This window comes from Coleofasciculus sp. E2-BRE-01 (assembly GCF_040221695.1).
Taxonomy (GTDB): domain Bacteria; phylum Cyanobacteriota; class Cyanobacteriia; order Cyanobacteriales; family Coleofasciculaceae; genus Coleofasciculus.
Genome location: NZ_JAVKEA010000011.1, coordinates 13,975 through 27,894, shown reverse-complemented (window position 1 = coordinate 27,894; position 13,920 = coordinate 13,975). Strand labels below are relative to the sequence as shown.

12 protein-coding genes are annotated in these 13,920 nt (G+C 46.7%); 10 read left to right on the top strand and 2 right to left on the bottom strand.

Annotation, left to right across the window (positions count from 1 at the left end; translation table 11 throughout):
* The first annotated feature begins 62 nt into the window (after window positions 1-62).
* The 4 genes from RIG66_RS01775 (at window position 63) to RIG66_RS01760 (ending at window position 5,412) form a co-directional block, all read left to right on the top strand.
* Window positions 63-1,247 carry an RRXRR domain-containing protein gene (locus RIG66_RS01775; RefSeq protein ID WP_446374627.1) on the top strand — a complete coding sequence of 395 codons (1,185 nt, stop codon included), beginning with the start codon at window positions 63-65 and terminating at the stop codon, window positions 1,245-1,247.
* 249 nt (window positions 1,248-1,496) lie between these two features.
* Entirely contained in the window at window positions 1,497-2,981 is a 1,485-nt protein-coding gene (locus RIG66_RS01770) for a BCD family MFS transporter (protein ID WP_446374625.1), read from the top strand.
* 142 nt (window positions 2,982-3,123) lie between these two features.
* Entirely contained in the window at window positions 3,124-3,924 is an 801-nt protein-coding gene (locus RIG66_RS01765; RefSeq protein WP_446374623.1) for an inositol monophosphatase family protein, read from the top strand.
* Between the two features lie 501 nt (window positions 3,925-4,425).
* Window positions 4,426-5,412 carry a 3'(2'),5'-bisphosphate nucleotidase gene (locus RIG66_RS01760; protein ID WP_446374621.1) on the top strand — a complete coding sequence of 329 codons (987 nt, stop codon included), beginning with the start codon at window positions 4,426-4,428 and terminating at the stop codon, window positions 5,410-5,412.
* 95 nt (window positions 5,413-5,507) lie between these two features.
* Here RIG66_RS01760 and RIG66_RS01755 read toward each other — a convergent pair whose 3' ends face one another.
* Window positions 5,508-6,347, bottom strand: coding sequence for a DUF928 domain-containing protein (locus tag RIG66_RS01755; protein WP_446374619.1), 840 nt, complete (start codon window positions 6,345-6,347; stop codon window positions 5,508-5,510).
* A gap of 123 nt (window positions 6,348-6,470) precedes the next feature.
* Window positions 6,471-7,349, bottom strand: coding sequence for a DUF928 domain-containing protein (locus tag RIG66_RS01750; protein WP_446374617.1), 879 nt, complete (start codon window positions 7,347-7,349; stop codon window positions 6,471-6,473).
* Between the two features lie 523 nt (window positions 7,350-7,872).
* Here RIG66_RS01750 and RIG66_RS01745 point away from each other — a divergent pair.
* From RIG66_RS01745 to RIG66_RS01720, 6 genes are all read left to right on the top strand, one after another.
* Window positions 7,873-9,573 (top strand): CHASE2 domain-containing protein, encoded by a 1,701-nt coding sequence (locus RIG66_RS01745; RefSeq protein WP_446374615.1) that lies wholly within the window; start codon window positions 7,873-7,875, stop codon window positions 9,571-9,573.
* Between the two features lie 3 nt (window positions 9,574-9,576).
* On the top strand, window positions 9,577-9,735 hold the full coding sequence (locus RIG66_RS01740) for a hypothetical protein (protein ID WP_446374613.1): 159 nt from the start codon (window positions 9,577-9,579) through the stop codon (window positions 9,733-9,735).
* Window positions 9,736-10,254 (top strand): phage tail protein, encoded by a 519-nt coding sequence (locus RIG66_RS01735; RefSeq protein ID WP_446346802.1) that lies wholly within the window; start codon window positions 9,736-9,738, stop codon window positions 10,252-10,254. It begins immediately after the preceding gene.
* Window positions 10,255-10,595: 341 nt separating this feature from the next.
* The gene (locus RIG66_RS01730; protein ID WP_446374611.1) at window positions 10,596-11,570 is read left to right on the top strand and encodes a hypothetical protein; all 975 of its coding nucleotides are present in this window, start codon (window positions 10,596-10,598) and stop codon (window positions 11,568-11,570) included.
* A gap of 137 nt (window positions 11,571-11,707) precedes the next feature.
* Entirely contained in the window at window positions 11,708-12,427 is a 720-nt protein-coding gene (locus RIG66_RS01725) for a TVP38/TMEM64 family protein (protein ID WP_446374609.1), read from the top strand.
* Between the two features lie 135 nt (window positions 12,428-12,562).
* Window positions 12,563-13,915, top strand: coding sequence for an NAD(P)/FAD-dependent oxidoreductase (locus RIG66_RS01720; protein ID WP_446374607.1), 1,353 nt, complete (start codon window positions 12,563-12,565; stop codon window positions 13,913-13,915).
* The last annotated feature ends 5 nt before the right edge of the window (window positions 13,916-13,920 follow it).

Below are 13,920 nucleotides of genomic sequence, written 5' to 3'. Positions count from 1 at the left end.
TCCAGGACACATCCCTATCAATGCCTTAAGAGACGTAAACATTACACGAATGGATTATCTCTATGAATCGTGTTCCAGTAGTTAGCAAAGAAGGAAAACCACTGATGCCTACCAAGCCGTCTAGGGCTAGACGGTGGGTCAAAGAAGGTAAGGCGGTAGAAAAATGGTCAGACTTGGACATTTACTATGTCCAACTCACCACACCACCATCGGCTGAGGAAGTGCAGCCAATCGCTGTAGGGGTCGATCCGGGTAAGTCCTACTCCGGTGTCGGGGTTCAGTCCGGAAGGTGTACCCTGCTGCAACTACACCTTATCCTCCCATTTGGGCGGGTTAAAAAACGGATGGAAACCCGCGCCATGTTACGACGGGGACGACGGGGACGGCGGATTAACCGGAGCGTTCCGTTTAAGCTGCGTAACCACCGCCAATGCAGGTTCGATAACCGCAAACAGTGTAAACTTCCCCCATCTATTAAAGCCTCCCGACAGTTGGAATTACGAGTAGTCAAAGAGTTGGCGGCGATATTTCCAGTAACTGCAATTGGGTATGAACGGGTCAGAGCCGACATAGATCAGACTAAACGCAAACGCGCCAAGTCGGGGAAGGGTTTCTCCCCGGTGATGACAGGTCAGAATTGGGCGATATCCCAGATGGAAAAAATTGCCCTTCGACAAGCTCAGGGTATCACCCCTGTCTATGTCCGCCATGGTTGGCAGAAGAATGGTAACGGCACATCCCAACTCCGAACCCAACTAGGGTTAGAAAAAGATAAGGCTAACAAGTCCATAGCTAAACCAGAGACCCACGCAGTTGATGGAGTTGCGTTAGCTTGTGGATATTTCGTCAAGTATGTCCCATTTACTGGCTTTAACTCATACGGTTATACCCACAAGGGCAGCGTCAACGTGACCCCTTCCCCATTTAAAATCATCACCCGTCCTGGTGCAGTGAAGCGGGGGAAAGAGTACGGATTTTTCCGCCGTCAACTGCACTTTGAAGTCCCAGATAAGTCTGGAGTCAGGAAGCGTAAGGGTGGGACGATTACACCATTTGGAGCAAGGATTGGTGATTTGGTCAGAGCCGAGAAAGCTGGGAAAGTCTACATCGGCTACGTCAGCGGATTTACCGATACCAAAAAGAAAAAGAATGTTTCCGTTTGCGACTACACCTGGAAACGTATCGGGCAATTTGCACCCAGCAAGATCAAGTTAATCAGGAGGAATAACGGTTTATGCGTAGCGTAAAAAAATTGGATGCCTTCATTCTTCCGGCATCCCGCTATCCCTCCTCGCCCTACGAGAGTTGAGGGCGAGGATTCCCGCGAATACGTTGACACAAGGAAACCCAACCGCATCTAGGGCGAAAGCCCTTACTACAAGCTCGTTACATTTGTTCATATTTCTTTGATTTTATCGGGTTTATTGGTTACAGACTCTAAGGAAACGTATAGTTTTATCAGGTCATCCAAAAAAAGCGATCGCGTCTAAGGTGCTATGGAAACCAGAGATTTTACTCAGTCCTCGTCCACTCCCTCATCCCCAGACAAACCCCTGCCCAGAATCAAGATTTTGACCATGTTCCGCCTGGGTTTATTCCAGATGGGGTTAGGGATTATGGCGATTCTCACCTTGGGTATCCTCAACCGGGTGATGATTAGTGAACTCGGAATTAATCCCGCTTATGCCACAGGAGTTTTAGCCATGCATCAATTGGTTGCCCCGGCTAGAATTTGGTTTGGTCAACTTTCTGATGCTAAACCCCTATTTGGATATCACCGCAGTGGTTATGTTTGGCTGGGCACCGCCGGATTTACGATCGCGGCTTTTCTGGCGGTTCAGGTGATGTGGCAACTGGGTGCAGCAGTACAAACGGCTGGAGGCTGGACATTAAATACCGAGATATTAGGCTGGACAGGGGTATTGGCATTAATTTTCACCCTCTATGGTTTAGCCCTGAGTGCCAGTTCTACCCCATTTACCGCCATGTTGGTGGATGTTTCTGACGAGGACAATCGCTCGAAGTTAATTGGCACAACCTGGTCAATGCTGATGGTAGGTATTATTATTGGCGGGATTACTGGGGGACTCTTGCTCAACAGCCTTGATCCGGCAGAAACCGCCTCACAGGTTAGTGCAGAGGTTTTGTCATCGCCATTAGCAACGTTACAGACTCCCCTCAACCGCCTGTTTATCATCGTGCCACTGGTGGTTATCGGATTAACCCTGCTGGCAACTCTGGGAATTGAGAAAAAATACTCCCGCTACGCTTCCCGTTCTAGTTTAGTGGAACGAGAAGACCAAGTTACCTTGGGTAGGGCGCTGAAAGTGTTAACAGCCAGTCGCCAAACGGGTTTATTTTTCACCTTTTTACTGGTGATGACGATTAGCCTGTTTATGCAGGAAGGCGTGTTAGAACCTTATGGCGCTGATGTCTTTGGTATGCCCATTGGCGAAACCACTCGGCTCAACTCCTATTGGGGGTTAGGCACATTAATTGGTGTGAGTACCACAGGGTTTTTAGTCGTACCTCATATCGGTAAACAAAATACGACGAAATTGGGGTGTCTATCCGTAGCAATTAGCTTCTGCCTGATTATTCTAGCCGGATTTACGCAACAGGGGGAGATTTTGAAGCTAGCGATGCTGTTATTTGGTCTAGCGGCGGGAATCACCACGACGGGAGCATTAAGTCTGATGCTGGATCTGACGGCGGCGGAAACAGCCGGAACCTTTATCGGTGCGTGGGGATTATCTCAAGCGATGGCGCGGGGGTTAGCTACCTTTATCGGCGGTTGGGTGTTGTCCATTGGAGAAACCCTGTTTACCGCACCTGTGCTAGCTTATGGTTTGGTATTTGCCTTGCAAGCCATAGGCATGATTGCCGCGATTTGGTTTTTGGGACGAGTGGACGTGCAAGAATTCCGGGATAATACCAAGCAAGCGATCGCGACGGTTATGGAAAACGATTTAGACGGCTAATACAGATAATATTGTAGGGGCGGGTTTCACCGTTATCGGTTTGGGTTGACCCAGATGTAACGAAACCCGCCCTGACCTAGTTTTGAGGGTAACCATTTCTATCCAGGGACTCTGGATGAGGGATTATATGGATGTTTGATAAATGAAAGAATTTTGGGCGTCTGTACTTGACTTTGCTAAAGAGATTACCAACCATGTCGGTAGCCAACTACTGCCTGATTTTCGCTGCTGTCAGGCGTCGCAGAAAGCGGATGGGAGTTTGGTGACAAAAGCGGATCATTGGGCGGATGAGACGATTCGTCGGGCGATCGCGTCTCGGTTTCCTAGCCACGGAATCTTAAGTGAGGAAGGGGAACATCGGTTTCCGGATACGGAGTGGTGTTGGATTATCGATCCCTTAGATGGTACAACCAACTTTACACGAGGCATCCCGATTTGGGGGATCTCTCTGGGTTTGCTGTATCATGGCACACCTGTGTTCGGATATGTTCATTTCCCCCCCATTGGACAATCCTTTCATGGCTTTTGGGCGGGGGAATCGGGATTACCGGATATCATCCCTGGGGCGTTTATGAATGAGTTTTCCATCCACAGTAGTCCGGATGAACTCAGTAATAATCACTTTTTCAACCTTTGCTCTCGCAGTACCTCCCTCTTACAGCAACCCTTCCCCTGTAAAATTCGCATGTTAGGAGTTGCCAGTTATAACTTCATTACCGTTGCCACAGGAGCGGTGCTTGGCGGGATGGAAGCAACACCCAAGATTTGGGATATTGCTGGGGCGTGGGTGATTGTCAAAGCAGCGGGTGCGGTTTGGGTGTCGTTGGAATCCGACCCAATTTTCCCGTTGAAAGCAGGTCAAGATTACGGTGGGCGATCGTTTCCCACGCTGATTGTTAGCCGTGCTGAATTAGTGGATGTATTTAAATCCTATATCCAATAGAATTAACCTGCTGTCAGCCCCCCCATCTCCCCCATCTCCCCCATCTCCCCCATCTCCCCCATCTCCCCCCGCTCCCCTAAAATCTTGGCTAGAACCTTGATGATCACTCTACCGAGAGGTCATTATGGAAGCGTCAATGCGTTACAGCGATCGCTCCTAGCCATTTGCTACTGTACAGATTAATCCGGCTACAGGGAAAGGGCAGATCGTGATCAGTGGTGACATCGGGAAAGTTAAACCTAGCCCAAGGGTGCAACCAAACGGTACTCAAGGTAATACGGGAAGGAAGCGGCTTCTCGACCAGTAGCAGGGTATCAACGTTGAAAGGCTCACGAATAGGAGTTTTTTACGCAAGCCCCCACGATGGCGATTGCCCTCGTTACCAGAATAAAAAATAGGGGTCTGGGGGTAAGGACGGGCTAAAGCCGCTTTATTGGGTGTTTTACCTTCCCGTCCTTAGCCAGGTTTTTTGAGAGTATTATGGAGCAATAGAGATTTACCATGTCTTACGACCAAGAAAAACAGGTAGCTATTGAGGCGGCGCTGACAGCAGCCAAACTCTGTGAGCAAGTTCGCCAAGAACAGGTGACTGAAGCGATGGAAAAGAGCGATAAAAGTCCTGTCACAGTGGCGGATTTGGGTTCCCAGGCGGTTATCTGCCGAGCGTTAGCGATGGCGTTTCCTGATGACCTAGTGGTGGGTGAAGAAGATGCGTCCCAGTTGCGTCAACCCGAAATGGCTGATCAACTGAATCGGGTAAGTCACTACGTCAAATCTGTCGTTGGTGATGCGACACCGGATCAGGTATTGGACTGGATTGATCGCGGCAATAGTCAGATTGGGGGGCGCTATTGGACATTAGACCCCATCGATGGCACAAAAGGGTTTCTGCGTCAAGACCAATATGCCGTAGCTTTAGCGCTGGTAGAACTGGGTGAAGTGAAACTCGGTGTTCTGGTGTGTCCCGCCCTACCCATTTCCCCCTATCAACCGGATGGAGAAAAGGGTGTCCTCTTCGTCGCGGTACGGGGTCAGGGTGCAACCATGGTTCCCATCTCGGGTGGAGAACCTCAGTCGATTCAGGTGACAAAGGCTGATAGTCAGGAGGCGATGCGCTTTGTCGAGAGCGTAGAATCCGGTCACGGGGATCACTCACGACAGGATGCCGTTGCCAAAGCCGTAGGCATTACCTCACCTTCGTTGCGGATGGATTCTCAAGCCAAGTATGGCGCAGTCGCGTCGGGTCGTGCATCGCTTTACCTGCGTTTGCCATCACCTAAGTCACCCGATTATCGGGAAAAGATTTGGGATCACGCAGCGGGAACGATTGTGGTTGAGGAAGCTGGCGGACGAGTGACCGATATGCACGGGAAAGCCCTCAACTTTTCTCTGGGTGCCAAACTTTCGGATAATCAGGGGGTTATTGTCAGCAATGGTGTGATTCACGATACCGTGCTGGATGCCTTGCGGGAAACGGTGAACGTGTAAAGATGTTGCCGATATAACGTCTGTCAGCGATCAAAAAGGGAAAAGGTTAAACCTTTTCCCTGGAACCTATCCCTCACAACCTTGAGTCAAGCGCCTTAATTGTCAGCATTGATTTCAACAGTTGACCCAGAATGACTCACCAACGGTTCTTCAATGAGTTGATCTAAACCTGCAAAGTTCAAGGCAGATTGCCAATTTTCTTGAACCTGAGGATCATCGGTATCATCCTGACGTAACTGAGCCAATGTACCTGCTGCGTCCATCCAGAAACCATGTTCAGCAAAAATAGCTGGCTTTTCCCGTTCTGATGCATTGGCTAACTTTTGAGCCAGTTCGGTGGCTGGAGACACACGCTCAACCCACCCTTCAACCGTCAAATTTCCAGAAGCATCACCCCCCTCCTCACAACTGAGGGAAAATACCCACTGGTATTTTTCCGATTCCTTGAGTAGTTCCTCCTCCTCTGTCATCGGTTCTGGCAGAGTGAACATGACAATTCCTGACGTTTTGTTGAGAGTAACCGTTTCGTAATAAATAGGCTCTTTATCTTGATTCAACAATGCAAACTCTGCTTCCTTGGCTTGAGTCTCACCGACATAAACCAAGAACGTTGGATTGGGCTGTACAGTCACTTCAACTGGCACTGTGTTTTTTTCTGAGGTTTCTGGTACTAATGGTGTGACTTCGACTTTTTCTCCATAACACATACCCGAACCTCGCGAGAATCCTGCGGTTCTCCACCGAGACGCTCGAATTTTTCGGTTGCCAAATCGCAGCCCCTTATTTCCAGCGAAGAGGGTTTCCGAATGCTTCTGATCATTGTAACTGGACGAAGTGGGTTTGAAACCAGCGATCGCCATGGCACTGGCACTCATTACCAATCCCACAGACAACATCAGGGAAAACGTTTTCAGATAGATAGAGGGCTTTTTCATTTTTATTTATCTGTATATGTATGTAGAGACGTTCTGGCAGAACGTCTCTAGCTAGGAACAAGAGGATTTCCTTTGAAGGTCGGTCTATGTCATGCCCTGGTAGAAATCAGTGTCTGGAAGGTGTTAATTTTCAACCCCCGACTCAGGACTATTAACGGGACGTCCTGCAACGAGATTCTCTAATCCCACAGATGCAAGGAGATCTTTCCAATCCGCTTGAACTTGAGGATTATTCGGATAACGCTCTCGCAATTCTGCTAGTGAACTCACCGCCTCTGTCCAAATGCCATGATCCACAAAGACTTTCGGTTGCTCAATGTCTGGGGTTTTGGCTAACTCTTGCTTGAGAGACTCTTCTTTGGCAATTCGCTTCACCCAGCCTTCTGCTGTAGGATTTTGACTCCAATCAGCCTGATCGCAAGGAATGGTTACAAACCAATTGTAGGTTTGATCCACTTGTAACAACTTATTCTCTGGATCAGACGGATCGGACTCTGGGATGCTAATGCTGACAATTCCGGGAGTTTTATTTTCTAGAGAAATGGTTGTTTCATAAACAACCTCATCCCTGTTTTCAGTCATCAGCGTAAACACGGCTTCCTCTGCTTCAGTCTCGGTGATATGAACTAAGAACGTTGGAGTTTGCTCAACTGTCAATTCAACCGGGATTTCTTCAGTGGTGGATGATTCTTGGGGATCGTCTGGTAACTCCTTACTTTGAAGTTGCGGTAATAATGCGGTTACGTTAACTTGTTTTTCTTGATCCCCGATTTTGCAGACTCCCCGCGAGAACCCTCCGGTTCTGCGCCGAGAGGCTCGCATCCTCCGCCGCCGGAAGCGTAGACCTTTATTCCCTGCGACTAACGTTTCTGAAAGCTTCTGATTTTCCTGATTGGGTGAACTCGGTTTGAGACCAGCAATTGCCATGGCACTGGCACTCATCACTAATCCCAGAGACAACATCAGGGAAAACGTTTTAAGATATGTAGAGGACTTTTTCATTTTACTCCTTGCCAATGGCAGTAATGGATACAATTTTAAGTAACGCGGTAGTAGAGAGCTAGAGCGAAGTCTGTGTATTCATCTAGGGTATTCATTTACAGAGCAACTCCTCTCTATTCAGCCAAGTTTCCGGTTCTAGCTGTAAAGTTGACGTGACGCTAAACCAGGTTACCTCATTTTTTTATTTATAGCGACTCAGCTAAGGTGATCGGCAATGAGCCTATTCACCGTCTAAGCTGGCTTTGTGTCCAATTTAAACCCCATGACAGCAATACACTGCCTGGGTAATATATTATATACTAATATTCTATCTGATTCGTCTGTAAACTCTAGTATCATTACAGTTCTTTAAAAAAAGTGATTAATATCTGGAGAAACTTTGAAAGTGGCTATAGTGTTTTAACTTCACGTTAATTTATATTAAGTTTGATTATCCGAATCCAAGGTTCAAAATTCAAAAAAACTGCGTAAAGTAGGCGTTGTCAGTGAATTAACCCTCAGGGAAACAGGAGGCAATACCAAGATGATTTCTGAAATGCGTTCATTTTTCACCCAACATCCCGTAGGTAAGGGAATCATGGCATTTGGCGGCACAGTCGTTCTGACGAGTGTTGTCGTTACAGGGGTGATTGTGGGACTGCGACAATTGGGAGCGTTAGAAGGCTCTGAATTGAAAGCTTACGACCAACTCGTGCGATCGCGTCCAGAATCTGAGCCAAGCGATCGCGTGTTAGTTGTGGGAATTAGCGAAGAGGATATCCGCAACTATAACCAGTTTCCAATAACGGATGCCACATTAGCGACGGTATTAAAGAAACTAACAGCGTATCAACCTCGTGCGATCGGGATTGACATTGGACGGGATGTGCCTATTGGCGAAGGTCGTGAGGATTTAATTCAGGTGATTGAGCAAAACGATAACATGGTCGCCGCCTGCGTCATGAGTTCTGCGACTGAGCCTGGAACACCACCCGCTCCTGGAACTCCCCTCGAACGGGTTGGTTTTGCCGATATGCAGCTTGATCAAGATCAAGTGATCCGCCGCACGGCGTTAGTTTCATTTCCTCCGTTTGTGGAACCACTCCCAGAAAATCCCCATCTGTGTCAAGATCCGGATAGCCTCCTCTATTCCTTACCGTTTCGGTTAGCTACGTCATATCTGGAACAAGAGGGAATCGAAGAAGAATTAACCACCCCAGAGGAATTCATTAAGTTGGATTCCACCATATTCCTGCCTCTAGAAGACCAATCAGGGAACTATAGTTACACAGGTGCATTTGACTACCAAATCATGATCAATTGGTCAGGTGAAAATGCCATTGACCAGGTGACCCTGACCGATGTATTAGAAGACAACATTGATCCCAATCTCGTCAGAGACCGAGTGGTTTTGGTCGGGTACACCGCCAGCACAGCCAATGATGACTTTGCTACACCCTTTAGTGCAGCCGCTGAGGATCGAGTGTTAATGCCTGGGGTAGTCCTTCATGCTCAAGTTGTCAGTCAAATCCTGAGTACCGTTTTAGAAGGTCGCCCCTTAATTTGGTATTGGTCACAGGGGAGTGAAATTCTCTGGATTTTTCTCTGGTCAGTTGTCGGTGGAACCCTGGCTTGGAAAATTCGCCGTCCTTGGATTCTGATTCCGGTTGCTATAGTAGCTGGTGGTATTGTGTATGGTATTTCCTATGCTTTATTCGTCCAACAGTCGGGATGGATACCATTAGTACCACCAGTCGTCGGGTTAGTCTTAAGCACCTTTAGTGTTGTTATTCTTGACCGCTACGGTCAAGTCGTGGCTAAAACCGTTAAGAAACTGCTGAGAATTAACATTGAAATCGACGAAACTCAAAAAGAAGAGCAAGTCGCCCAAATCACAGAAACTGATAGCTTTCAAGACATTCAGATCAGAGCTGATCAGCTCAGACGTCGCCGCCAAATCACCAAGCCTAAAACCTATAATAATACAGTCACGGATCAAGTAGACCTCAATTGGGAAGAGGTTCCAGAACTCGGTCAATATCAACAAGTGCTGCAACGAGCGAGAGTATTAAGACATCAGCTAAACCGGGTGGAGGATCAACGAGACGAGGTTGAAGAGGTTGATCATTCAACGAACGGTTCGTCCGGGACAATGCCAACGGTTAAAAAACAAGCATTTAATCCAGAAGATGAGAGTTATCTCTCACAATTACAAAGTCGGGGAAGACGGATGAGAAACAGATAAACAATGAACCAGGAACAACGAAGGATTCTCTTAAAACTTGCTGCCAAGGTATCCCAAGATCCTTTACTCTTGCGGAAACTCAGCGATCGAGTGTATCAGCTTATGCAAGAGGATTTACGGAAGCAACGCGAACGCTATAAAAACTACAGAAGGTTACTATAAATGGCTGACAATGGTAATATTACCCACGAACTTAACTACGTCACCGCTAATCGATTTTATATCGAAATCGAAAGTCAGATTACGGCTTCATTTAGCGAGTGTTCTGGGTTAGGAGTTCAAATTGATAAAGAAGTCTATTTTGAGGGAGGAGTCAACGAACAGCAACGCATCTTTCTCAAGCAAGCCAAATTTGATGATGTTACTCTAAAGCGGGGGATTACCGAAGATTTAGTGTTTTGGGATTGGATTAACAAAACGCTCAATCCTGGCAAAAAAGAGCGGCGTAATGTCAACATTTTGGTCTTTAATCAAGCCGGAGAAACCATGCAATGTTGGACATTAATCGGTGCGATTCCAGTCGGTTGGAAAACGCCAGCCTTACAAGCGAGTTCTAGCACCGTAGCGATTGAGGAATTAACCCTTGCCTACGAAGGCTTAAAGGTTGTCGCCGAGCAAGGTGGCGGCGGTGCTAGTACCAATTTACAACGTGCTAACACTGGCTATTTCCCCAGTAACTAACTAGATCAATTGGTGGGAAAAAGTAAACTTAATGGTAAGAATCGTCATTTGTCATTTGTCATTTGTAAGGGTTTGAGGAATATTGACAAAAGTTGGGTATTTCCACCAACCTACTTAGAGACGTGCCATGGCACGTTTTGAAGAACAGGTTTAGGAAGAATGTCACTGACTTAAGGCTGGTGGGTTTCGACTTCGCTCAACCCACCCTACTAGCTACGGTATATCAAGGGTTTTAGCACTCCCTAAATGAAATGCTTATTTTAGTGCCATTCGGTTTAGGAATGTTCGTGATAATTGTACCTCAAACTTGCTCTGACTAAATTTTAAGCTTAAAAAAATTGATGGAATTTTCAGAACTATCACTGGGGATAAAAAAGCCATTACTGTCGGCTAAACCTCTGGGACAAATGCCCGGTAAATTGCCCACTCTAGGGTTATTTGCTAACTCAACTGTTCATAACTTAGACATAGTTTCTTCCACGGGTAGAACTGTATTAGCGGCTATCTCTCAAACAGAGGAAAAGGAATCTGTCAGGTTGGCAGAAAAGGCTCAAGCTAACGATGGCGTTGGATTGAGGAACGACACCCAACGGTCAAGTATTCCCAGAAACTGGATTTCTGGTGAGGACAACAACGAAATATCGGCATTTTACTCAAAGGTTAATCAAGCCAAATCTTTTCCACAACTTCCTTTGAGTTGGCAAGACTTAAACACCCTAATTTATTTAGGTCAATTTCATAGTTTAGGTCGGTCTTCGCTTCAATCTTTGCAGGTGTTAAATCTGACTCCTGAAACTTCAATCGATCAGGAATTAGGCGAATTGTACTTAAGTCGTTCTGAGAATGAGCAGAATCGTTTACCTGAGTTAAGTTTCTCACGATTGAACTCAATCTCTTTAGACAAGAGTCATTCAGATTTACATCTAGATAGTCAATCCTCTAGTCAAACTACACCAACCTCTTGGGAGAGTTTGGCTGAATTAATTGGTGAAGATAGTCCGGCTTCTAGCCAGGATAGGGATGATGAAAACATCGAAGGGTTCATGTTTACCCCAGAAGGATTTCGTCCTATTTATGCTAATCAGAGAAAAACATCTGGTGATGTGGCGGATTCAATTGAAGCGGAAGCAAAAACAGTTTCTGAAACCGATCAAACTCCTAGAGTAACGGTTCAACCTTCATCAACAGTCGCTCAATCCTCCCAATCCACCGAACCGGAACTCGTCAGTGAATCTAATTTGCGGATGTTGGCACAGGAAGTCTACAAGTTAGTCCGACAGCGTTTGCAAATTGATCGAGAACGTTATCGTCGTTAAGTTTTTTATAACATGGAATTATAAACTATAATGATTTAATCAAAAATAATCTATAGCTGATACTATATTTAGGTTAACTGCCTCCGCTTTTATAGAGGGTAATCAGAGAAAACAATGGTAAAATTAAGGAAACTAAAATGGAGCAAATCAGTAAATATCGCTTAAATTCAAAGCTGAAACTGATACTAATCGGGGGTTTAGTTGTTTTTCTGATTATTGCCAACAAACATTTCGACATTCGGGAACTTTTGCAAACCGCCTTACATTGGGTTGAAAGTCTTGGTGTTTTAGCGCCAATTGTATATATAATTATCTACAACCTAGCAACAGTACTATTTATTCCGGGTTCCCTCTTGACCCTAAAAGGAGGTTGCTTGTTTGGCTTATTTTGGGGTTCAATCTATGTCACGATCGCGGCAATGTTTGGCGCCATTTTTGCTTTCCTAATTGGACGCTATCTCTCGCGGGAGTGGGTTTATAAACAGATTGAACATCATCCAAAATTCAAAGCGATTAATCAAGCCGTGAAGACAGAAGGATGGAAAATTGTCCTCCTGACTCGCCTTTCTCCTATCTTTCCGTTTAACCTACTCAATTACCTATTTGGTGTTACCCAAGTTTCTATCAAAGACTATGTTTTGGGTTCCATTGGGATGATTCCAGCCACCTTGGTGTACGTGTACATCGGTTCCCTGGCTAGCAATTTAGCCACAGTCAATATGTCTAATCAACCCACCACACAGGAAACTCAAATCGCTAAATGGGTGATTCGGATAATTGGCTTAATGGCGACGATTGCGGTAACGGTCTACCTAGCCCATCTTGCTAAGAAAGCTTTAGATAAAACTGTTGTATAGCGCTACGCGCCAGGCAATGGGCAATAGGCAATCGCAAACCCCGAATAGGGGTGCGGACATCTTTACGTTGATACCCCAAGAAATCATTGTGCCAGGGAATCGCCTACAGAAATTAAACGAGGTTTTTGATTGGTTATGAGTGATTTAATTCAGCAAACGGTAATTCTTGGCGGTGGGTTTACCGGACTGTTTACTGCCATACATTTAAGCCGTTCCAATTATCCGCGCTCAGTTATTCTGATTGATCGCGAAGAACGGTTTCGCTTTAAACCCCTTCTCTATGAGTATTTCAGCGGTCAAATGGAGGAACCAGAGGTTATGCCTCGTTTTGAGGAGTTACTTGACGGTAGCGGCGTGACATTCGTGCAAGACGCGGTGCAAACGATTGACCTGCACCAGAATCGAGTTACCTTAGCCTCAGGGACATCTTGCCCTTACAGTAATTTGGTTTTAGCTTTAGGCAGTGTCACGGGCTATTTTGGCGTTGAGGGGGCAAAGGAGAATGCTTTGCCGTTTCGGGAAGGAAAAGACGCGATCGCACTAGATCAGCGTTTACGGGAATGCCTGATCCAAGCGATGCAAACCCAAGACAGGGAAGAACGCCGCCGACTGTTAACCGTTGCCATTATTGGCGGCGGTCCGACGGGGGTAGAATTAGCCGCCACGTTAGCCGATTTGCTGCCACCTTGGTACCAGGCAATGGGGGGTCAGCCCCAAGAAATCCGGGTGGTACTGCTCAATCGTGGAGCCGAAATTCTCAAAGGCGATATTAATGATCCCCTGCGAGACACAGCATACGAGGAGTTGCAAAACCGTGCGGTTAAGGTGGAATTGCTGACCGAGGCACAAGCGACTGCTATTCGCCCGGATTCCTTGGACTATGAACAGGGGGATAAGGTGGAAACGTTAGCCGCCGCAACGATTGTGTGGACAGCCGGAACTTCAACCCATCCTTTAATTAAGGACTTGCCTATTGCTGAGGAAAAGCGCGATCGCAAAGGTCGTCCATTGGTCAAACCAACCCTGCAACTGTTAGAGTTTCCCGACGTTTTCGCGGGCGGTGATTGCGCGGCTGTGGAAGACCAATCCCTCCCACCGACAGCACAGGTGGCGCATCAACAAGGAGACGCGATCGCGTCTAATCTCCAGGCTTTAGCCAAAGGTAGAGAACCTAAGCCTGCTGACGTTAGCATCAGAGGCACGCTAATGAAACTAGGGTTAGAAGAGGCGGCGGCAAACATCTCTAATCAGGTTGAGGTGGATGGCGAAATCGGACACCTCATTCGCCAAGGCACTTATATGAATATCTTGCCCACACCCCTACGGGATTTGAAGTTGACAGCGAAATGGTTTAAAGAGGAAGTGTATCAGCAATATTTAGAACCAAAAGTAACCGGAAAAACCGCGAAAGTGGTGGCGGGTGCTGTTGTGGGAACGCTGATTGCCAGAAAGTTGCTCAAAGCATTAGGGGATGAGGATAACAAGTGAAGTAA